Raw genomic sequence first — 21,747 nt, 5'->3', positions numbered from 1 at the left:
CTCTCCTTTGTAAACCGAAGACCCGCCGTGAAGCGGGTCTTTTTTTGCCAGCGATATTTATGTACCGCCAAACACATGGGCCCGCCCGATACCGTCCTCTGATCCAGCGCTGCGCAATCAACAGCGGCGCATCCTCAATCAGGAGACGACCATGCCCGACACCGCCTCGCCGAGTTCAGAAAACATACTGACCCAACTGGTCACAGGTCCCTCGATCAGAGAAGTTGCAGCGACTGCATTGGCACCTGCACTCAACACGCTTTATCCGCATTTGAAGATTGATCCGACACTTGCCACGGTCGTCACCCCGACCTGGGTCGATACCGGCAACGATGTCGTGCCTGGCGATAAAGTGTATGAAACGCTCACCGATGTGCTGGTGCGACTCGGATTGTCGGGATCGACCGTGACCCTCATTGATGGAGAGCATTTCCTGACCCTGCAACCGGGCGCTGAACCGCAGATTCAACTACCGGTGAAAATCGATGCCCTCGGATGCCTGCTCAATACGCTGGCACCGCAACTGTTCATCGCCTATCAGCAACAGCAGCTTGATTACTGGAACCAGGAAACAAAGCCTTCGACCCCACGCTGGCATTCGCTCTCACGATCGCTACAGGAGATCTGGAACCTCGATGAGGCCAGTGACTGGAATGAAGATGAAAAATCAATGGCCAAAGCCGTGTTCAATGATCCAGATCGCGCAACGCGGCGCCCACAGGACAAGTACCTGACCAAGGCCTGCCTGATCGACACCGATTGCGTTGAAAAAGCGGTGAGCGAACATGTGCGTGTCCTGGATATTGCCGTGTTCGTGGGCACAGTGGGCACGCGAACCCTGGTGTTGACGCACTCGATCGCTGAAGGGTTCAAGCGTTACGACTCTATTGCGGCACTGGGTGATACGTTGTTCGCCCAGCCTGGAACGTCGAGCAGCGAACAGACATTGCAATGGCGTCTGTATGAACCCAAGGGCAATTTCTTTCATCACCAGGCCTGCGCGCTGATCGCACTGGAAGCCGAAGCCATCGGTGCATTGAATACCTTTCAAAATGAATCTCCAGCGAACCTTTCACCGCACATCAGCGCCTCGGCAAAAAGCATCATTGATACCGCAGCGTTGCCAGCGTCACGTTTCAGCAAGGTCCAGGGACTGCTGACGGGTTGGGTGATGAATGCGTCGTCAGCGGATCTCACCCGATACAGCCGACACCTGATGGACCTTGCGCTGTTGCGGGAACAGGACGCGGGAAAAGTCTTCGACGAAGGCATCGCGTCCCTGCCGGTATTTACGCTCAATACCCTGCGCGAACAGATGATCAAAGATCATCCAGCGGCAGCGGGCCTGAATCTTGAAGACGTGCAAATCAGCATCACCAGCGTCATTGTCCTGGGCGCTGTCGTAGTACCCGGCAAGACGCAGACCGTCACGCTGTCTCTGATCGAACTGGCGCTGCAAAACCTGATTGCCGTGCCGCTAGGCAACAAGACGGTGCAATACAAAAACGGCGACGCAGTACCGGCCTGGATGACTTCCTCCTATCTGGAAACACTTGTTACCAAGGTCGATATCGGCGCGGTATACCCGGCGCTGATCAAGCGCAAACTGCTTGAGGATCCGCAAGAATCAGTGCGACGACAGGCGCTCTACACCCGTCATCTGCGCACCCAACTGCCCTTGCAGGCGCTGCAACACAAGATGCGCGGTGAGGCTGGCATCGATGAACGCGGGTATCAATTCGTCAATGCAGCCATGCAGGAAAACATCGCCGACCGCAGGGTGAACGGGCTGGAGATTGTCATTCGACCGCTGGCCTTCATAACTGGAGATCGCGCCAATAGCAAAGGTGATGAAGTCGCCAACATGTTCGTCATCGGTCCCCGGTCCGCTGATCAGGGACCGTGCCTGCTTTACCGGCCATTGCTCACCCCCTCGCTGACGCAGTACCCGAACGAGGCCAATCTGCTGTATGCAATCAAGCACGAAAAGCCCCTTCGCCAATCTGTCCTGGCGTGGCTGGGTGACGATGTGCGCTTCAACTATTCCCAATATGTGTTTTCGGGTGAGTTGCCTTCGGTCTGGACGCTGACCCAATTGCTGGTCGATCCCACTTCGGCCCTGGGCATGATGGGCAAGGTGTCGCTCAGTGCTGCTGCCCTTGATGACGCTTCACTGGCAACCTTGTTCAAAGCCAACGTCAACTTCATGATTACTCTGGCGGACCGTCAATCGGTGTCCAATGCGCAAGCTCGCTGGGCAACGCTCAAGCACGGCGCATGGATGCTGTTCAACGTTGCCTTGCCCTTTCTCGGTCGCACTGCCGGGGTGGCCGCGTGGATCTGGCAGATCATGGACGACTTGCAGGCAATGACCGATGCCAAAGAGAACGACGACAGCGAATCCGCCTGGTCCGCCCTGACCGATTTGCTGCTGACGCTCGGTATGGTGCTGGCCCATCGGGCTGCCACGCGCAATAAACCCATGGCGCACCTGCCCGAGAAGCTCGAACCGCCACTTGTAACACCGCCAACCCGTACCGAGAGCAAAATCACCGTCACTCGTCTGTCCGACCTCAATCAGCTTCCTGCCGCTCACGAGATATCTCTGCACGCCACCGCTGCGCTGCCTGCTACTGCCTTGGGTGTCTTGCTGGATGAACTGGCCATCGCCGAACCCAAAGGCATGGCGGCCGCCTCCAGCAATCCCGGTCCTCATCAACACCTCAGTTCACTCAACGGAAAACTGTACGCGAAGGTCGGTCAGCGATGGTTCGAAGTCACTCTCGACGATAACGATGTACAGATCACTGACTCACGCCAGACTCCCGCACGCACCGGTCCGCTGCTGGTCAAGAATGCTAACGGCGAATGGTTCATCGATACACGGTTGAGGCTCAGGGGCGGAGGCAAGGGAAAACAACGGCTGCAAGAGCAAAACAGGCAGCGCCAGGCTGAGTTGAAACAGCAAATGATCGCGTTCGAAAGCCAAACCAAAAGCCGGGAAACCGAGCTCAAGGAAGCTGAAAAAAACGCGCAGGGGGCCGACGCTACCGATGCCCATCGCCGCTTGTACCTTGAATTGCTCGACACGCAATTGTCCGCCATCAGCGTCAACCTGGAGCAGATGAAAGCGTTCAATGCTCGCGAGGCCATTCCCAATTACCGAAAAGCGATGATCAGCCGCCTGGATTTCCAGCTTTCGCTACTAGAGAAATGGTTCAACCACCAGCGCCCGGTTTTCAACGATCAAATGCGCCTGTCCCTCGATCTTCTCGACACACAGCCAACGGGAGACACGCAGACCGCCCGACAGACCTTTCAACACATGAGCGATCTGACCGCAGGCTACATCCAGAAAATCGAGTTTGCGCAATCGCGCTTCGAGCAACTGAACCTGCTCGGCAAAGAAGCCATCGAAGTGATCCGCGACGTCAAGGCCAACATGCCGTCGTTCGATTTGCAAGACCTTAAAATGTTCCAGATCACCCTGGGGCAGGAGTTGTGCCTCGTTACCAGCAGTGCGGCCGCGTCTGAAGCACGGCAGGCGCTGGGGAACGTTGTCGAAAACGCAGCCCTCGCCATCCAGGCTTCACTGGACCTGGCCGCTGACGAAGAGGTACTGAGGTTACCGGAGCGGATCGCCGGGCTCAGCGATCTGGTGGAGCAACTCACTCTCAGCGACCAGCATATCCTCGATCTGCCAACCGAATTTCCCGGTCAGTTTCTGCAAGCACCGCTCGACTCGATGCGCCAACGTATCAACGACTTTTACAAGCGCACCGTGAAACATCTGGCGAGTCTGCTGCGGGAGCGCCAGGCGCTCGAGCCGCAACCGGGCCCTTCACGCCTGCCGGCCGTTCCCGCCAGACGAATCATCAAGACCCGCTACAAAGGTACGGTGGTGGGTCAGATACGGCCCGACCCGTTGGCGCACGGGACAGAACTGCTCGACGTGACCTCGGGATTGACCGGCAAAGTCATCTCGACCTTTCATGAAAAAACACCGGGTGAGTGGGTTGAAAGGGTGATCTCTACACAGGTGTCCCCTGCCGTCGCGCCCCCCGATGTGAGGACAAGCATTCTTCAAGGCCAGGCATTGCTGGACGCGCAGGACGCGTTCATTCGTCGAACAGAGGCCCACTCAAAAGGGACGCGGCGAATTCCGGTGGAAATCGAAGAAATGTTCCATCAGGAGGCCCGTCGCCTGCAAAAGGCTGCCAGCGCAATCGACGATGCGCTGATCGCCAGTAATTCCACTGATAGCGGGCCGGGATCCGCCGTTGCGCTGATCAGGCAACTGAACGACGCGGCAACCCGGCTATACAGCCGAGGAAGCGAGACGCGAATCAGTATGACCAAGCTACAGCCGCCGACGGCGGAGCGCGTCCAGTGGTTGCAAACCAAAGGCCAGGTCGACATCGTCAAAAATCCCGGCCGACGCTTGCTCAAAACCCGGAAAAAAGACTACCTCGAGGAGTATGAAATACGTGACCACAGCACCCAAAAAGTTCTGTGGTATGCCCACTTTCACTATTCGCAGCCCGCATCACCTGCACCCGCTTTCACGGCGGCGCACCTGAAGACCGTGGAACAACGATTGCTGGGTGGCGCTATCGAAGCTCGTAGCGTGACCGATGATCTACAGACGATTTCAATCTACCGTAGCGAGATAAGTCAGCCACTGGCGACAACACTGTTCTTCGCGAATGTGCCGTCAACTTCGTCAGGATCGTAAGCTTTGGGTTGTTCTGTACCGGACCCGCAATCGAGGGTCTTTTTTTGACGGGCGACAAGTGCGCCGAGAGGTGTTTCTGGCCTGGAGATCGAACCGGGCGCTACGTCTCGGCCATTCAGGGGCGCCAGACTTTTTCCAGGCGTTCGAGCGCTGCACGAATCGCCGCCTCCGGCACCGCCGCGAAACCCAGGACCAGCCCGGCGCGCTGGTCCGCAGGTTTTGCGGTATCCGGCAACCAATAGCTGCTCAGCGCATTGATCTCGACATCGACGCTGGCCGCGTGCTCAATCAGTTCCCGCTCTCGGACCTGTGAGTCGACCGCCACCGTCAGATGCAGCCCTGCCGCGACACTCGGCAGGCTGCCGATGCCCGGGATATTCTGCGGCCAGCCGGCCAGCAGGGTATTGCGTCGGCTCAGGGCCGCTCGGCGCATGCGACGGATATGCCGCTGAAAATGCCCGGCGGCCATGAATTCGGCCATGACCGCTTGAGTGCTTACCTCGGAATGCCGAACGTCCACCGCTCGACGCTGAGAAAACGCCTGCACCAACGCCGGTGGCAAGACCAGATAACCAAGGCGCAGCGCCGGGAAGGCGACTTTGCCAAAGGTCCCGACGTACAAAACCCGCCCCTGGCGGTCGAGTGCGGCCAACGGGGCCAACGGCGCGCCGCTGTAACGGTATTCACCGTCGTAGTCGTCCTCGACGATCCAGCCTTGGGTGCGTTCGGCCCAGGCCAGCAATTCGAGGCGTCGCGCCAGGCTCATCACCACGCCGGTCGGGTATTGATGCGACGGCGTGACATACGCCAGCCGACAATCGCTGAGGCCATTCAATTCGTTGCAGTCGATGCCCTCACTGTCTACCGCCACGCCGTGCAATCGCGCACCGGCCACGGCGAACGCATGACCTGCCGCCCGATAACCGGGATTTTCAATCCCTACCCCGTCACCCGGCTCCACCAGCAGCTGTGCACAAAGGCTGATCCCCTGCTGCGCACCGCTGGTGATCACTATTTGCTCAGCCGAGCACTGCATTCCCCGCGAACTGCGTAAATACGCGGCGATCATGCCCCGCAAACGCTCGTCGCCCGCCGGATCGCCATAACACAGCTGCTGTAAATCCGGCTTGCGCCAGAAAGCCGCATTCAGCTTGGCCCAGACCTCGAAAGGAAACAGATCGAATGCCGGAACACCGACCCGAAAGGCACGCGGCGGGCCATTTGGCGGGGTGGGCAAATGGTTATTTTCCACGCGCCCCAACGCGCCGCTGTGGATAACTTTACTGGATGAAACCACAGGCAAATCAAGCCAATTTGTGGATAAGGCTGTGGGTAACCCTGTTGACAACCCTGTGGATACTTTTGTGGATAATTTTTTGGCGGGTAGTGCGGCTTGAGGCAGTAGCGCAACGTAAGTCCCATCACCGACACGCCCCTCAATAAACCCTTCGGCATAGAGCTGATCGTATGCGCGCACCACGCTATTACGAGAAATCGCCAGCGCCGCTGCGAGATCCCGGCTCGCCGGTAATCGTGTGCCGCTGGCCAGTCGCCCGTCGAGCACTCGCAGGCGCAATGCCTGATAGAGCTGACGACTCAGGCCCTGGCGACGGTCGAGTTCGATACCGGCAGGGTTGAACGACAGGGAAAGCGGCATGTCGGTCATGGCAATGGACCTATGAAATTGGTCATTAATGGCTCTTACAACAGACCAATAGCCTGCCTAGGATGAAGGCATTCGCCAAGGAATATTTCTATGTACAACCCCAGCGGCTTTGCCATCAAAGATTTGTCTGAACTGCAGCAGCAGATACTCGATACGCGCCTCGCCATGGTGGTCACTCATGGCGAGCAAGGCCTGCAAGCCAGTCATCTGCCGCTGTTATTCAATCCTGAACAGGGCCCGAATGGCACCCTCTACGGTCACTTCGCCCGGGGCAATCCCCAGTGGAAGGAACTGCAGGATGGCGCAGAAGCGCTGGTGATTTTTGCCGGTGCCGACGCCTACGTCAGCCCGGGGTTTTACCCGAGCAAGGCCGAGCACGGCAAAGTCGTACCGACGTGGAACTACGTCGCCGTGCACGCTTACGGAACCGCTGAGGTGTTCACCGATGCCGATCGCCTGCTCGCCCTGGTCAGCGCTTTGACCGAGCGTCATGAAGCCGGTCGTGATCAACCCTGGAAAGTTGCGGATGCGCCAGCCGACTACATCGACGGCATGCTCAAGGCCATCATCGGATTCGCCCTGCCGATCCAGCACCTGGAAGGCAAACGCAAGCTCAGCCAGAACCGCAGCACCGCAGACATCGCCGGTGTGCGCGAGGGGCTCGCCGCCAGCCCCAATGTGCACGACCAGGCCCTCGCCCACTTGATGCGTTAAGGAAAGAACATGAGTCAGATTGAAATCCGCCAGGTCAGCGCCGACGATCACGCAGCGTGGCTGCCGCTGTGGCAAGCCTACCTGCGCTTCTACAACACCGAATTGCCCGAGGTTGTCACTGACAGCACCTGGCAGCGCATGCTCGACCGCAATGAGTCCACTCATTCGGCGTTGGCGTGGGTCGATGGCAAAGCCGTCGGCATGGTGAACTTCATCTACCATCGCTCGAACTGGAGCATCGAAAACTCCTGCTACCTTCAAGACTTGTTGGTAACGCCGCAGACTCGCGGCACCGGTGTCGGCCGCAAGCTGATCGAATTCGTCTACGCCACCGCCAAGGCGGACGGTTGCTGCAAGGTCCACTGGCTGACCCACGAAACCAACGCCACCGCGATCCAGCTCTACGAGCGCATCGCCGAACGCCCCGGTTTCATCCAGTTTCGCAAAGCCCTTTAAGGTTCAAGGAGAACAGCATGTCGACTTCACTCGCAGACTGGAAAGGCGTCCCGGCGCCATCGGTTCAAATCATCGAGGGGCGTTTCATTCGCCTGGAAAAACTCGACCCGGCGCGTCACGCCGATGGCTTGTGGAAAGCCCTGCAGGGCCCCGGCTCCGACCCGAAACTCTGGGACTATTTGCCGTACGGTCCTTTCCCTGAACGCAGCGCTTTCAATGATTGGCTGAACAACCATGCGGCCAACAGCGACCCGTATTTCTTCAGCGTGATCGACCGTTCCAGCGGTGAGGTGCAGGGCATCCTGAGTCTGATGTCGATCGTCCCGGCGCAAGGACGCATCGAAATCGGGCACGTGACCTTCGGCGCGCCGATGCAACGTTCGCCGAAAAGTACCGAAGCGGTTTACTTGCTGGCCAAGGAATCCTTTGCGCTGGGTTACCGGCGTCTGGAGTGGAAGTGCAACAACGGCAACGCCCGTTCCAAGTACGCGGCCGAGCGGTTGGGGTTCAGTTTTGAAGGCGTGTTCCGTCAGCACATGGTGGTGAAGGGGCAGAACCGGGATACCGCGTGGTACTCGATTCTGGATTCGGAATGGCCGGCGATCGGGGCTGGGTTTGAGCGGTGGTTATCCGATGAAAACCAGACGGAATCGGGGCAGGTGAAAACCCTGGCTGAGTACCGCGGGTAATTATTCGGCGCCTGGACGGACGCCTTCGCGGGCAAGCCCGCTCCCACAGGGTTTGGGGTCGCTCACACTAGTGTGATCAGCGATTCAATGTGGGAGCGAGCCTGCTCGCGAATGGCTTCACGCAAGTTTCTGGGCAAGCACCGCAATATGCTCCGGCCCAATCCCGCAGCATCCGCCCAGATGACTGGCGCCGCGTTCTTTCCAGTCCACCGCCCACTGCAGATACCCCGGCGGATCGAGGTCCTCACGCAACGGGTCCAGAACATCGTTGGCCGTGGCCTCTTTCGGCTGTGGCGGGAAGGCATTGGCGTACGCGCCGATGTAGATCTTCACCCCCAAACGCTCGAAGGTTTCCCGCGCCGCATCAATTGCAGCGCCGATCACTTCTGGCTGACTGCAGTTGAACAGCAACGCCTCGACACCCAGCTCAGCCGCCACCGCAGCGGCCTCGGCTACAGGCTCACCCGAACGCAAACGCGGCACTTCGTCCGTGTCCTCATCCTTCAAGGTAAACGACAGCCAGAACGGCTTTCCGTCCTTTGGCAGACCAGCCTGAATCGCCCGCGCCTCGACGATGGAGCTCTGTGTTTCGGCTAGCCACAGGTCGACATGAGGCGCCAGCCCCTTGACCAACGGCGTCAGCAATTCCGTCACCCGAGCAGCGTCAAACAGGTCTGGACGATAGGAGCCAAACAACGGTGGCAACGAACCGGCCACGCGCACAGCCTTGCCCGAAGCGTCCACTGCCCGTCGCGCCAACTCACCGGCCAGCGCTGCGAGGGCCTGGCCCTCAGCGGCAAAACGCTCTTCGCCAATGTGAAACGGCACCACCGCGTAACTGTTGCTGGTAATCACGTTGGCGCCACTGTCGATATAAGCCGCATGCACCGACTCTACCGCTTGCGGTGCCTCAATCAAGGCCAGCGCCGACCATTCGGGCTGTCTGAACGGCGCTCCTGCACGCTGCAGCTCACGGCCCATGCCGCCATCCAGAATCACTGTGCTTCCTGCGCTCATATGCTTTTCACTCATATGCTTATGAAAATTACTCACTACCAATGTAGTTCTTATAACTATTTAATACGCACCATTCGGTTAATAACAACCACTTTTTTTCAGGGATCGACTGTGAAATTTCAACCACTCCTGGCCCTGGGCCTGACGATTCTGGCTGCCTCCACCCAAGCCTTTGGCGGAGCGACACTGGACCGCATCGAGCAGAAGAAAGAACTGGTGGGCGTGTTGATGGAAAGCTATCCACCGTTCTCGTTCCTCAACGAACAGAACCAGCTCGACGGGTTTGACGTTGATGTGGCTAAAGCCGTGGCTGACAAACTGGGTGTCAAACTGCGCCTGGAAACGCCGTCCTGGGACGTCATCGCCGCCGGTCGCTGGAGTGGCCGTTACGACATCTGCGTCTGCTCGATGACGCCGAGCAAGGCAAGGGCCGAAGTCTTCGATTTCCCGGTCGAATACTACGCCTCGCCCGCCGTGATCGTGGTCAATGCCAAGGATGATCGCATTCACAGCGCCAAGGACCTGAGCGGCAAGAAAGTCGGCCTCACCAGCGCCTCCAGCTACGAAAGTTACCTGAACAAAAACCTGGTAATCGAAGGCGCTGAAGACACCCAGTTGCAGTACCCGTTCGAGGACGTGCAGATCGCGCCGTATGACACCGATAACGTGGCGTTCCAGGACCTGGGTCTGGGTGCCGGTGTGCGACTGGATGCGATCCTCACCAACCTCGTCACCGCACAACCGCGCCTGACCGAAGACAAACGCTTCAAGCTGGCCGGCGAGCCGCTGTACTCGGAGCCGAACTCCGTGGCCATCGAGAAAGGCGACGCGCAGTGGGACGCCAAGGTGCGTGAGGTCTTTGCGCAACTGAAACAGGACGGCACCCTGAGCAAGCTCTCGCAGAAATGGATCGGCGCCGACATCAGCCAATGACTTCTTTCCCGACACCTCCTCAGCCACCGCAACCGGTGGCTGAGTCGCGGCTGCAACGCCTCTTCGGTTTCCGCACACGGCTGTACCTGACGTGGGCGGCGATGTTTGGATTGTTCGCCAGTTTCTTCCTGAGCTTCGACCTGAAGTTCTCGATCATCCTCGACAAACTGCCCAACCTGATCGGCCTGCACCTGGCGCCAAACGGCTTCCTGCAAGGCGCGGCGCTGACGCTGTTCTTGTGCCTGGCCTCCATCGTCACGTCGTCGCTGCTGGGTTTCATCACCGCCCTGGCACGGCTGTCGAAAAGCGCCGTGGCCTTCGGCATCGCCAGTTTCTACGCCTCATTCTTTCGCGGCACACCGCTGCTGATCCAGATCCTGCTGATCTACCTCGGCCTGCCGCAGCTGGGCGTCGTGCCCGGCGCAGTCACCGCTGGCATCATCGCCCTGTCACTGAACTACGGCGCCTACCTCAGCGAAATCTTCCGCGCCGGCATCCTCGGCGTCGCCCATGGACAACGCGAAGCCTCTCTGGCACTGGGCATGCGCGAAACCGTGATCTTCTGGCGCGTCACCCTGCCCCAGGCCATGCGCACCATCATCCCGCCGACCACCAACCAGTTCATCTCGATGCTCAAGGACTCGTCGCTGATCTCGGTGATGGGGGTTTGGGAAGTGATGTTCCTGGCGCAGTCGTACGGGCGGTCGAGCTATCGGTATATCGAGATGCTGACGACGGCGGCGATTATTTACTGGGTGATGTCGATCGGGCTGGAGCTGATTCAGGCCAGGATGGAGCGGCATTATGGAAAGGCGTATTTGAGTCGGAGTTAATTTAAGGATCGCTGCCTCCGAATGGCAGCAATCCCTGGATGCCATCTTAAAAGGGGGCGCCTGTGCGCGGTGCAGTATCAGGTCAAGTCGCGCCGAATCCGAACTACGCCCATCTTCAATCCAAACGGTCTGAACACTGCATTCAATGATTTCAGCGTCTGGTTTCCTTCTCCGTGCTCGATATGCACCAGCGTGCGCACCGAGATTTTGCACATTTTTGCGAATTGGGTCTGGTGCAGGCCTGTGACCTCTACTCGTAATCGGCGAACCGCCTCGCTTATCTCAAGAGTGCCTTGGGCCAGCGCTTTCTGGATGCTTTCGATGAGCACAGTACGCTCGGCAACAGTCATGCTCATTTCAGGTCCCACTCTTTCAAACGCTGCTCCAGATTTTTCAAGGTGACTCGCGGGTGATTCATTGTCGCGTCAGGCAAGCCACTGGCGGTCAAAATGTCGGGGAGTGCTGCCAGATGCTTGGCGTCCTCACGCAATCGCTCGAAAGCCCCCTGTGCGTCATTCAATGCGGCCAATGGATCCTTCGGATCGGCAATGTCCGCCAATGCTCGGCATACGCCGCGCCAATCAACGTCACCCGCTCTTTCCAATTCTTTTGGCCACTTGGTGGTGCGTGTTACGCCTTCGTCATCCATCACCATAGGCGCCAGATCATAAATCGGAGCCAGACGAAATGAGTCTGTATCGCGGATGATTGCGGTGTTGCGGCCATGGTTATCTGAGTTTCCGAGAATTTTGTTGAGCAGATCCCGACGCAGATAGTCAGCAACAAGATTCGGGATCTGGTCCGTCTGCCCTGCATCACGCCAGAGTCTCGCAAGTAGCCGGATAACCTCCATGTGGTCCATTGCGCTACCGGGCGTGGTTACTTGCGCCAGAGAGTAGATCGACTCCACGGCAAAACGCTCGACCCCCTGAGAGGTCACTTGTCGATCAAAACGCTGCATCCACAAGCTGGGTTTGGACGCCTCTTCCAAGGCCAGACCCTCTTCTGCCACCGTTTCGATACCTAGTTTTTGCAGTGCCTTGTAGTAGTGGTACTCGCTTCTGAGGATGTCCTGATCGTTCCTGTTTCCTTTGTTGCGAGAGAACTTCACGAACCAGTGTTGGGTAACGTCTGCGTCGTCCAATACTGCGTCGGGGTATAAATTTCCATCCTTACCCTGAGCTAACAAAAGTTTGGGCGCCTCGCCACCCGCCCCCGTTGCCCCACCAATAGCGGCGCCTTGCTCATAGGCATATTCGAGAAACCGGTTATCACGACTAATGACGTCTTGGCGTTTAAACCCTATAGGCTCGCGCTGATCTACCGCCTCGGCGGATTCCTTAATGCGCATATTGCCGATCGGTGCAGGAGTGCTTTCGGCCAGTAAATAGAGGTCGGCACTGACGTCAGCAGGCTTGTCGCGACCTACGTGTGTCAGCAGAAATTTCTTGGCGGCACCGGCGGGTGCAATGTCGTGAAGAAATGCTGGTGCATTGGATCGCTTGCCCTCCCATTCCAAGGGAAACCTGGCACTCACGGCCTTGGCAAATGGAGCTCCAATGTCCTCAATATTTTCGACGAGATAAGGTGTTGCGTAGCCGAAGTTGCATCGGCTTTCGAATCCTTTTTCAGGACTGTCGAAGCTCAAGACCATGGCGTCGTGCCATTTCCCTGTAATGAAAATCTGTAAAGTCAGGTTGTACATGCCATCGCCACCTGCATCTAAATGCACACTTGGGGAATTTTTTAAGCCCTGAGTGCAATATAGTGCATTTGGAATACCCTAGGCATTCGATTGAACGCATTAAAATGCAGATGCAGAACTGTTAGTCGTTTGAAAATGCAAAATAATGCAGATACCGGTGATGCGCAGACATCATTCTGTAAAAACCCTCCGCTATACAAGACGGCCCGCTTATAACAAAAAGGCCGTCTCACATGCCCTTCTCTCCCCAGCGCCTGGCATTCAGCATCGCGTTATTGATCAGTACAGGTGCCCACGCCGCCCCGTTCAAAAATGTGCAAATCGACACCGCCACCACCACAGCACAAACCCTCGGCGGTGCCGACACGCTGACGATCTCGGCGCCGGGCAGCATCACCAATGCCGGCAAGACTGTCAGCCTCAAAGACAGCACCAGCGGCGTGGGGGTGGTGATCGATAACTCGGGCAAGATCATCTCGACCGGAGGCCGGGCAATCGACAGCAGTGGCGACCTGACCCAAGCCCGCAACTACAGCATTTATAACCGTGCGGGCGGGCAGATCCTTGGCTTCAACGACGCGTTGCGCATCGACAGCAACTTCGCCAGCGGCAGTCTGCTAATCGACAACAGCGGCGTCATCCGCTCAACCACCGGCCAGGGTCTGGATCTGGATGCGCTGCGCAGTGCCGGGGTCAAAACGACGATCATCAATCGCGCGGGCGGATTGATTCGCGGGGATGCCAGCGATGGCATGAAGACTGGCGCCAACGCGACGATCACCAACCATGGCGAGATCTCTACCGGCGACTCTCGCAGCGCCGACGACAAGTTCGACGGTATCGACATCGACACCGCGACCGGCGTGACGGTGACCAACTACGGCAGCATTTCCGGCGGCCGCCACGGCATCACCACCGACCTCGGTGCGACACTGACCAACTACGGTCAGATCACTGGTCGCAACGGTTCGGGCTTTGGCTCCGATGGCGACGGCACCGTGATTAACCACGGCACGATTACCGGCGCCTATTCGGGCCTGCAAGCCAATGGCGACGGCGATGGCGTGGACATCGACAAGCTCGCCCACATCGAAAACTACGGCACCATTCAGGGTGTCGGCGCGGGCGGTGTCGACAAGGGTGGTTTCGCCAACGGCAGTGAAGGCATCGCGCTGGGCGGTGGCTATGTGTTGAACGCCAACGGAGCCCTGATCAGCGGCGCCAACAGTGCAATTCTGGTGGACGATGGCAGCGGCGGATCAGGCGTGGCGGCGACCACGCTGGAAAACTTCGGCACCATTCAGGGCCTCGACGGGTTCGGTGTGAAGTTCGTCGGTGAGTTCGCCGACAGCGTGATCAACGGCGGCACCATCAGCAGCAGCAACGGCCTGGCGCTGGATTTGGGCGGCGGCAACGACAGCCTGACCTTGCGCAACGGCAGTCGCTTCGTCGGTGTGGTCGACGGCGGCAGCGGTTATGACCGAGTGGTGATGGACGACGCAGCCGGCGGGAGTTTTGGCGCGAGTCGTAACTTCGAATGGCTGGAGGTCGAGCAAGGCGCCTGGACGCTGACCGGCAGCGGTGATTTCAGCGATGGCGGCGCGGTGCGCAACGGCGCGACGCTGATCAACCAGGGTGGCATCGCCGGTAACCTGACCGTCGACGCCGGCGGTGTGTATGCCGGCGGTGGTTCGGTCGGCAACTTGCTGGTCAACGGGACGTTGCAGACCAACACTCAACTCGGCACGGCGACCATCGCCCATGACTTGACCATGGGCAGCGGCGCGACCCTGGCCTACGGCGTCAACGCCGACGGCAGCAGCGCGCCGATCAAAGTCGGCGGCATAGCCAACCTGAACGGCGCCACCCTGGCGGTGAACCCCGGCAGCGGTGCCTATCCGTGGCAGAGCCAATACACCGTGCTGCAAGCCGCGAGTATCAACGGCACCTTCGGCAAAGTTACCAGCGACTACGCATTCCTCACGCCGACCCTCGCGTACACCCCGACCCAGGTCGACCTGACCTACACGCGCAACGATGTCGCGTTCAACGAATTCGCGGTCACCGGCAACGGCAACAGCGCCGCCAACAGCCTGGCTTCGATGAGTAAAAACAACGCGCTCTACAACGCACTGCTCAACACCTCCAGCAGCACGGCTGGCGCTGCCATCGAACAACTCGCCGGCGCCAGCAACGCCAACCTGACCAGCGCCACCCTCGGCGCCAGCAGCCAGATTGGCGGCAGCATGCTGTCGGCGATGCAGCAAATGGGTAGCCGTCCAGGATTGCTGGTGGGCCTGGATCAGCGCGACACCCTGGTGCTCGCCGCCACCGGCGTCCCGTCCGAAGCCCGCAACCTCAACGACCCGAATGCCCAGGGCCGACTCTGGCTGCAAGCCATCGGCGGCTACGGCAAGCTCGATGGCGAGCATGGCAGCAGCGGTCTGGAACAACACACAAAGGGCAGCGTACTCGGGGCTGACTGGGCGCTCGATCCGCAATGGCGACTGGGTGTGCTCGGCGGCTATTCGAAAACGGATCTGGACGCCACAGGGGTCGATGGCAACGTCGAGAGCTGGCACGCCGGCCTATATGCCTTGCGCCAAAGTGGAGCTTTCGCTTTGCGTCTCGGCGCCGCCTACAGCGGTCATCAAGGCGAAAGCAAACGCACCGTCGCCTTCAACGGTTTCAGCGACCGACCAAAAGGCGATTACGACGCCGACAGCCAACAGGCCTTCGCCGAGCTGGGTTACGCGATGGGCAGCGGTCGGCTCAACGCCGAACCGTTTGCCAACCTCGGCTACCAGCGTTACCACCGCGACAGCTATCAGGAAAAAGGCGGCGCCGCAGCCCTTCAGGTCGACAAACAAACCCAGGACAACTTCAGCAGCACCTTCGGCATGCGCCTGGCGCACCTGAGTTCGCTGGAGAACGGCATGAGCCTGACGCCGCGAATGACCGCCGGCTGGAAGCACACGTATGGCGATGTCAGCAACTCGACGCGCCAGGCATTTGTGGTCGGTGGCACGGCGTTCAGTGTTGATGGCAGTTCGCTGGATCGCGACAGCCTGGTGCTGGAAGCCGGGCTGGACCTGGGCATTTCGGCGCGGCATTCGGTAGGGGTTGGGTACAGCGGGGAGATCGGGAGTAACAGCCGCAATCATGGGGTGATTGGGCAGTGGCAGATGAGTTTCTGATTTGCGATAGCCGGAAACGTCTTGAATAGTTGTAAGAAAGGTCTTTCGATCGAACGGCCAAAAATCCTCTCGATCAAGCGAGCGGTTATTTTCTACTCAACTATCTGACACCGCCCGCGAACGCGCCGGAACCAGCTGACATCGGCATAGCAGCGCTCTCTTTAGAGTTTGACCTCCTGTTTAATGAGGTCAAACCCGATGCCCGTTCAGCACAAATTTCGCCCACAACATCTGGCGCTGGCCATTGCACTTGCGCTCGGTTGTACCGAAATCTCACTTGCCCAACAGAGCTCTGCCGATACCCTCGCACCTGCGGTCGAAACACCGGATCAGCTCCTGGCGGCTCTCGAAGCATTCATCATTGATCCCGGCACCCTCGAGATTCCGATCAGCAAGGTAGCGGATGGTATTGATCGAAAACTTGGTGATGGAAATGATCTGGTCATAGTCTCTGGTCGCGGAAGAATCACCGGAACAATTGACGGTGGTGGCGGGACCAACTTCATTCAGCTCGACACTTCGAACGGCGGCACGTTAGGCAAAAGTCATCGCTTCGAAGGTTTGGAGCTCAAACGAAGTACCTGGACCTTGAATGGTTCCGGTGACTTCAATACCGGTGTCCTGATCCGCGCCAAAGCAACGCTGATCAATGATGGGCATATCGCGGGAGGCGCGCTGGCCCAGGGTACTCTTGTCAACACTGGCGAGATTGGCGGCGGCGTGACTGTGCGATCAGGAGGCATCCTGAAAAACTCGGGAGATATTCGAGGTGACGTTGTTATTGATGAACAGGGTTTATTTGCTGGCAACGGTTCAGTCGGTGCTCTACAGGTAAACGGCAAGTTCTCCGTCGACAAAATGCACGGTGCCCCGAAAGTATCAGGTGACTTGACGCTTTCGAATACCGCCGAACTGACCTACGAGGTGGATGCCGGTCGCAAAAGTGAAGCGTTAATCGTCAATGGCACGGCCAGTCTTGGTGGCGCCACGCTGAACATCGTTGCAGCACCCGGTGACTATCCCTTGATCAGCGAAAACACCCTTCTTGTTGCCAATAAAGTCGAAGGTGAATTTGGAAACGTTTTCAACAACCTTGCCTTCTTAACACCCAGGCTCCAATACGCAGACAATAAAGTTGATCTGATCATCACCCGGAATAATGTGCCCATTGAAAGTGCCGCGATCAGCGATAACGGAAAGGAACTCGCGCAAAGCATTGAAGAACCGCAGGCACGGGCTGCATCCGACAACCCACTAGTCGCTGAAGCCCTGAACCCACCGGCAGCCGCCGACACACCCGCCACCGCCTCAACTTCGTCGATAGCGACCCATCCCGTCGCCACAGCAACAAAACCACACACCCCGACAAACGTTGCCGTCACCGCCCTGCTCGGCAGTGACAAAGTCACCGCCTCCTACGCGATTGAACAACTTGCCGGTGGCAACAACGCCAACCTCGCCAAGGCAACCCTGAACAGTGACAGCCCGGTCAGCGCCACCCTGCTCTCGGCCATGCGCCAATTGGACAGCGCCAGCGGCTACAACAAACCCGGCAACCGAACCAACGCACCCCGCCTCGCCGCAGGCAACGAAGAAAACGGCAGGGTCTGGATGCAAGCCCTGGGACACGGCGGATCGCTGGATCGCGACCACGACGCTCTGCAGACTTCCACCAAAGGTCTTGTTCTGGGGGCGGATTGGCGCGTCGATGAGGAATGGCGTATCGGTGTGATGGGCGGCAAGTCAGACACTCGGCTGGACAGCCGCGAACTCGACGGCGCTCTCGATAGCTGGCATCTCGGCGCCTATGCCCTGCGCCAAAACGGCCCCATGTCGCTGCGCCTGGGCGCGACCTACAGCAATCACGACGGCAGCACTAAACGTCGGGTTGCCTTCAAAGGTTTCAGCGATCGCCCAGAGGGTCATTACGATGCCAGCACCCAACAGGCCTTCGCAGAAGTCGGTTACAACCTGGGGCGAGCCAATGTCAGCATCGAACCGTTTGCCAGCCTTGGCTACCAGCGCTATCAGCGCGACGGCTACACGGAAAAAGGTGGCGCGGCAGCACTGAAAGTCCACGGCCAAACCCAGAACAACCTGAACAGCACGTTCGGCCTACGACTGGCGAAGATCAATACGCTGGATAACGGCATGCGACTGACGCCGCGGTTCAGCGCTGGCTGGAAACACACCTACGGGGATATCTACAGCGACACCCGTCAGCGATTGGCAACGGGAGGGAAAAACTTCACCGTTTCCGGTGCGCCGCTGGATCGCGACAGCCTGCTGATCGATGCCGGGTTCGACCTGGGTTTGTCAGCGAAACATACGTTGGGTGTCGGCCTCAATGGCGAGATCGGCACTGACAGCCGCAATCATGGTGTAACGGGTCAGTGGCGGATGGCGTTCTGATCCAAGACTGAATAACCCCAACGCGAAACTCCGGGCGAAAAAAAAGGGGAGCACATGCCCCCCCGAGGTTTAAAGCGGTGTATCGAGGCTGTTAATTCAGCCTTCGATCTCAATCAGGATTTCGCCCGGATTCACCCGGTCGCCCTTGGCCACGTGGATGGCGGTGACTTTGCCGGCGATGGCTGCCTGGACTTCGGTTTCCATCTTCATCGCTTCGGTGATCAGCACGGCTTGCCCGGCTTTCACGGTGTCGCCTTCCTTGACCAGCACGTCGACGATGTTGCCCGGCATGGTGGTGCTGACGTGGCCGGGAGCCGTGGCTTGCTTGCGCTTGCTGCTGCCGCCGCTGACGAATTCGTTGAGCGGTTCGAACACCACCTCTTCCGGCATGCCGTCGATGGACAGGTAGAAGTGTCGCTTGCCTTCCGCCTTGACGCCGACACCGGTGATGTCGACGCGGTAGGTTTCACCGTGGACGTCGATGACGAACTCGGTCGGCACGCCTTCGCCACCGGCCGAGGCCACACCACCTGCCTCGGGAATCGGCAGCAACACTTCTGGGGTCAGCGTGCCGGCAGCGCGTTCTTCGAGGAATTTGCGGCCGATGTCCGGGAACATGGCGTAGGTCAGCACGTCTTCTTCAGACTTGGCCACAGTGCCGATTTCGGCACGCAGCTTGGTCATTTCCGGCTTGAGCAGATCGGCCGGACGCACGTCGATCACTTCTTCGCTGCCGATCGCCTGGCGACGCAGTTTTTCGTTCACGGTGCCCGGCGCCTTGCCGTAGCCGCCTTGCAGGTAGAGCTTCACTTCGTTGGTGATGGTCTTGTAGCGCTCGCCGGCCAGCACGTTGAAGAACGCCTGGGTGCCGACGATTTGCGAGGTCGGGGTCACCAGCGGCGGGAAGCCGAGGTCTTCACGAACCCGCGGGATTTCGGCCAGCACTTCGCTCATGCGGTTCAGGGCGCCCTGCTCTTTCAACTGGTTGGCCAGATTGGAGATCATTCCGCCCGGTACCTGGTTGACTTGCACACGGGTGTCGACGGCGGTGAATTCGCTTTCGAACTGGTGATATTTCTTGCGCACGGCATAGAAGTACAGGCCGATCTCTTGCAGCAGTTCCAGGTTCAGGCCGGTGTCGAACTCGCTGCCTTTAAGGGCAGCAACCATCGACTCGGTGCCTGGGTGGCTGGTGCCCGAGGCGAAGCTGGAGATCGCGGTGTCGATGTGATCTGCACCGTTTTCGATGGCCTTGAGTTGGCACATCGTGGCCAGGCCAGCGGTGTCGTGGGAGTGGATGAAGACCGGCAGCGACTGCTCGGATTTCAACGCCTTGACCAGTTCGCCAGTGGCGTACGGGGTCAGCAAGCCGGCCATGTCCTTGATTGCCACCGAGTCGCAACCCATGGCTTCCATTTGTTTGGCCTGGGCCACGAACGCATCGATGGTATGCACCGGGCTGGTGGTGTACGCGATGGTGCCTTGGGCGTGTTTGCCGGCCGCTTTTACGGCCTCGATGGCGACGCGCAGGTTACGCACGTCGTTCATCGCATCGAAGATGCGGAACACATCGATGCCGTTGACCGCAGCCTTGGCGACGAACGCTCTGACCACGTCGTCGCTGTAGTGGCGGTAGCCCAGCAGGTTCTGGCCACGCAAAAGCATTTGCAGGCGCGTGTTAGGCAGTGCGGCGCGCAGTTGGCGCAGACGCTCCCACGGGTCTTCTTTCAGGAAGCGTACGCAGGCGTCGAAGGTCGCGCCGCCCCAGCATTCCAGCGACCAGTAGCCGACTTTGTCGAGCTTGTCGCAGATCGGCAGCATGTCTTCGGTGCGCATGCGGGTCGCGAGCAGCGATTGGTGGGCGTCGCGCAGGATCGTGTCGGTAACGTGGATTTTCTTGGACATTGTTTTATTCCTCACAGGCCTGCGTGGGCGGCGATGGCGGCGGCGATGGCCAGGGCCAGCTCTTCGGGTTTGCGCTTGATCGAGTAGTTGGTCAGTTCAGGGTGGCTTTCAACGAAGCTGGTGTTGAACTGGCCGCTACGGAATTCCGGGTTACGCAGGATTTCCTGATAGTACGCGGCGGTGGTCTTGACCCCTTGCAGACGCATGTCGTCGAGGGCGCGCAAGCCACGGTCCATCGCTTCTTCCCAGGTCAGCGCCCACACCACCAGTTTCAGGCACATGGAATCGTAGAATGGCGGAATGGTGTAACCGGTGTAGATCGCCGTGTCGGTACGAACGCCGGGACCGCCGGGTGCGTAGTAACGGGTGATCTTGCCGAAGCTCGGCAGGAAGTTGTTTTTCGGGTCTTCGGCGTTGATCCGGAATTGCAGCGCGAAACCGCGGTGCTGGATGTCTTCCTGTTTCACCGAAAGCGGCAGGCCGGATGCAATGCGGATCTGCTCACGGACAATGTCGATGCCGGTGATTTCTTCGGTGATGGTGTGTTCCACCTGCACCCGGGTGTTCATTTCCATGAAGTAAACCTCGCCCTCGGCGAGCAGGAACTCCACGGTGCCGGCGTTCTCGTAACCCACAGCCTTGGCTGCACGCACCGACAGGTCGCCGATGTAGGCGCGTTGTTCCGGGGTCAGTTGCGGGCTAGGAGCGATTTCGATGAGCTTCTGGTTGCGGCGCTGGATCGAGCAGTCACGCTCGAACAGATGCACGACGTTGCCAAAGCTGTCGCCGAGGATCTGCGCTTCGATATGTTTCGGATTGACGATGCATTTTTCCAGGAACACTTCCGCCGAACCGAAAGCCTTGGTGGCTTCGGAAATGACCCGCGGGAAGGCTTGTTCGAGTTCTTCACGGCTGTCGCAGCGACGGATGCCACGACCACCACCACCGGAGGTTGCCTTGAGCATGACCGGATAACCGATGCGATCACCTTCGACCAACGCTTCGGCGATGTCCGCGACGTTGCCTTCGGTGCCTGGCGTGACCGGCACGCCAGCCTTGATCATGCTGCGACGGGCTTCGGTCTTGTCGCCCATGCGGCGAATAACTTCAGCCGATGGACCAATGAATTTGATGCCGCGTTCAGCGCAAATATCTGCCAGCTCGGCGTTTTCCGACAGGAATCCGTAGCCGGGATGCAACGCATCACAACCGGTTTCCACGGCCAGATTCACCAGCTTGCGCGCATTCAGGTAACCGGCCAGTGGCTCGGCACCGATGCTGTGGGCCTCGTCCGCGCGCTTCACATGCAAGGCATGGCGGTCGGCGTCGGAATAGATCGCGACCGAGCGAATGCCCATCTCGGCGCAGGCACGCACGATTCGTACGGCAATCTCACCACGGTTGGCGATCAGGATCTTTTTTATCACTTGGAGGTTCCCTTGAGCCGGTGGTACCCACGACCTGCTAGACCAGGTCGACGCGTGA

14 protein-coding genes are annotated in these 21,747 nt (G+C 58.9%); 8 read left to right on the top strand and 6 right to left on the bottom strand.

What is annotated here, in order from left to right:
• Positions 1–151 precede the first annotated feature (151 nt).
• Positions 152–4,735, top strand: a complete 4,584-nt coding sequence (locus ACRC4F_RS13075; RefSeq protein WP_438659672.1) for a dermonecrotic toxin domain-containing protein — start codon at positions 152–154, stop codon at positions 4,733–4,735.
• 115 nt (positions 4,736–4,850) lie between these two features.
• Here ACRC4F_RS13075 and ACRC4F_RS13070 read toward each other — a convergent pair whose 3' ends face one another.
• Positions 4,851–6,401: a PLP-dependent aminotransferase family protein gene (locus tag ACRC4F_RS13070; protein WP_438659671.1), complete on the bottom strand. Its 1,551-nt coding sequence runs from the start codon at positions 6,399–6,401 to the stop codon at positions 4,851–4,853.
• A gap of 90 nt (positions 6,402–6,491) precedes the next feature.
• On the opposite strand from ACRC4F_RS13070, the gene ACRC4F_RS13065 reads away from it, so the two are divergent.
• From ACRC4F_RS13065 to ACRC4F_RS13055, 3 genes are read left to right on the top strand one after another with little or no spacing between them, the layout of a single operon-like run.
• Positions 6,492–7,115 (top strand): FMN-binding negative transcriptional regulator, encoded by a 624-nt coding sequence (locus ACRC4F_RS13065; RefSeq protein WP_438659670.1) that lies wholly within the window; start codon positions 6,492–6,494, stop codon positions 7,113–7,115.
• Positions 7,116–7,124: 9 nt separating this feature from the next.
• On the top strand, positions 7,125–7,571 hold the full coding sequence (locus ACRC4F_RS13060) for a GNAT family N-acetyltransferase (RefSeq protein ID WP_438659669.1): 447 nt from the start codon (positions 7,125–7,127) through the stop codon (positions 7,569–7,571).
• A 17-nt stretch (positions 7,572–7,588) separates the two neighbouring features.
• Entirely contained in the window at positions 7,589–8,260 is a 672-nt protein-coding gene (locus ACRC4F_RS13055) for a GNAT family N-acetyltransferase (protein ID WP_438659668.1), read from the top strand.
• Positions 8,261–8,377: 117 nt separating this feature from the next.
• On the opposite strand, the gene ACRC4F_RS13050 is transcribed toward ACRC4F_RS13055, so the two are convergent.
• The gene (locus ACRC4F_RS13050) at positions 8,378–9,277 is read right to left on the bottom strand and encodes a homocysteine S-methyltransferase family protein (protein WP_438659667.1); all 900 of its coding nucleotides are present in this window, start codon (positions 9,275–9,277) and stop codon (positions 8,378–8,380) included.
• A gap of 111 nt (positions 9,278–9,388) precedes the next feature.
• Here ACRC4F_RS13050 and ACRC4F_RS13045 point away from each other — a divergent pair, with 111 nt between their 5' ends.
• Both ACRC4F_RS13045 and ACRC4F_RS13040 read left to right on the top strand, forming a co-directional pair.
• Positions 9,389–10,210, top strand: a complete 822-nt coding sequence (locus tag ACRC4F_RS13045; RefSeq protein ID WP_438659666.1) for an ABC transporter substrate-binding protein — start codon at positions 9,389–9,391, stop codon at positions 10,208–10,210.
• Positions 10,207–11,043 carry an amino acid ABC transporter permease gene (locus ACRC4F_RS13040; RefSeq protein ID WP_438659665.1) on the top strand — a complete coding sequence of 279 codons (837 nt, stop codon included), beginning with the start codon at positions 10,207–10,209 and terminating at the stop codon, positions 11,041–11,043. Before ACRC4F_RS13045 ends, ACRC4F_RS13040 begins: the two co-directional genes overlap by 4 nt.
• A gap of 77 nt (positions 11,044–11,120) precedes the next feature.
• On the opposite strand, the gene ACRC4F_RS13035 is transcribed toward ACRC4F_RS13040, so the two are convergent.
• Together ACRC4F_RS13035 and ACRC4F_RS13030 are read right to left on the bottom strand one after the other, a co-directional pair.
• Positions 11,121–11,399, bottom strand: coding sequence for a helix-turn-helix domain-containing protein (locus ACRC4F_RS13035; protein ID WP_438659664.1), 279 nt, complete (start codon positions 11,397–11,399; stop codon positions 11,121–11,123).
• Complete coding sequence (locus ACRC4F_RS13030; RefSeq protein WP_438659663.1) at positions 11,396–12,748, bottom strand: HipA domain-containing protein; 1,353 nt, start codon at positions 12,746–12,748, stop codon at positions 11,396–11,398. Before ACRC4F_RS13030 ends, ACRC4F_RS13035 begins: the two co-directional genes overlap by 4 nt.
• Before the next feature lie 233 nt (positions 12,749–12,981).
• Between ACRC4F_RS13030 and ACRC4F_RS13025 the strand changes: the two genes are divergently transcribed.
• Positions 12,982–15,945: an autotransporter outer membrane beta-barrel domain-containing protein gene (locus ACRC4F_RS13025; RefSeq protein ID WP_438659662.1), complete on the top strand. Its 2,964-nt coding sequence runs from the start codon at positions 12,982–12,984 to the stop codon at positions 15,943–15,945.
• Between the two features lie 198 nt (positions 15,946–16,143).
• The gene (locus ACRC4F_RS13020) at positions 16,144–18,357 is read left to right on the top strand and encodes an autotransporter outer membrane beta-barrel domain-containing protein (RefSeq protein ID WP_438659661.1); all 2,214 of its coding nucleotides are present in this window, start codon (positions 16,144–16,146) and stop codon (positions 18,355–18,357) included.
• A gap of 96 nt (positions 18,358–18,453) precedes the next feature.
• On the opposite strand, the gene oadA is transcribed toward ACRC4F_RS13020, so the two are convergent.
• Positions 18,454–20,262, bottom strand: a complete 1,809-nt coding sequence (oadA, locus tag ACRC4F_RS13015; protein WP_438659660.1) for a sodium-extruding oxaloacetate decarboxylase subunit alpha — start codon at positions 20,260–20,262, stop codon at positions 18,454–18,456.
• Positions 20,263–20,273: 11 nt separating this feature from the next.
• Entirely contained in the window at positions 20,274–21,689 is a 1,416-nt protein-coding gene (locus ACRC4F_RS13010; RefSeq protein WP_046030798.1) for an acetyl-CoA carboxylase biotin carboxylase subunit, read from the bottom strand.
• Between the last annotated feature and the right edge of the window lie 58 nt (positions 21,690–21,747).

This window comes from Pseudomonas sp., assembly GCF_051660785.1.
Classification (GTDB): domain Bacteria; phylum Pseudomonadota; class Gammaproteobacteria; order Pseudomonadales; family Pseudomonadaceae; genus Aquipseudomonas.
The sequence above is the reverse complement of the archived record's forward strand: the minus strand, read 5'-3'. Positions and strand labels throughout refer to the sequence as shown.

Excerpts from the sequence above, each read along its gene's own strand:
- ACRC4F_RS13025 (WP_438659662.1), top strand. The coding sequence starts at position 12,982 with ATGCCCTTCTCTCCCCAGCGCCTGGCATTCAGCATCGCGTTATTGATC.
- ACRC4F_RS13035 (WP_438659664.1), bottom strand. The coding sequence starts at position 11,399 with ATGAGCATGACTGTTGCCGAGCGTACTGTGCTCATCGAAAGCATCCAG.
- oadA (WP_438659660.1), bottom strand. The coding sequence starts at position 20,262 with ATGTCCAAGAAAATCCACGTTACCGACACGATCCTGCGCGACGCCCAC.
- ACRC4F_RS13060 (WP_438659669.1), top strand. The coding sequence starts at position 7,125 with ATGAGTCAGATTGAAATCCGCCAGGTCAGCGCCGACGATCACGCAGCG.
- ACRC4F_RS13055 (WP_438659668.1), top strand. The coding sequence starts at position 7,589 with ATGTCGACTTCACTCGCAGACTGGAAAGGCGTCCCGGCGCCATCGGTT.
- ACRC4F_RS13040 (WP_438659665.1), top strand. The coding sequence starts at position 10,207 with ATGACTTCTTTCCCGACACCTCCTCAGCCACCGCAACCGGTGGCTGAG.
- ACRC4F_RS13030 (WP_438659663.1), bottom strand. The coding sequence starts at position 12,748 with ATGTACAACCTGACTTTACAGATTTTCATTACAGGGAAATGGCACGAC.
- ACRC4F_RS13050 (WP_438659667.1), bottom strand. The coding sequence starts at position 9,277 with ATGAGCGCAGGAAGCACAGTGATTCTGGATGGCGGCATGGGCCGTGAG.
- ACRC4F_RS13020 (WP_438659661.1), top strand. The coding sequence starts at position 16,144 with ATGCCCGTTCAGCACAAATTTCGCCCACAACATCTGGCGCTGGCCATT.
- ACRC4F_RS13070 (WP_438659671.1), bottom strand. The coding sequence starts at position 6,401 with ATGACCGACATGCCGCTTTCCCTGTCGTTCAACCCTGCCGGTATCGAA.
- ACRC4F_RS13065 (WP_438659670.1), top strand. The coding sequence starts at position 6,492 with ATGTACAACCCCAGCGGCTTTGCCATCAAAGATTTGTCTGAACTGCAG.
- ACRC4F_RS13075 (WP_438659672.1), top strand. The coding sequence starts at position 152 with ATGCCCGACACCGCCTCGCCGAGTTCAGAAAACATACTGACCCAACTG.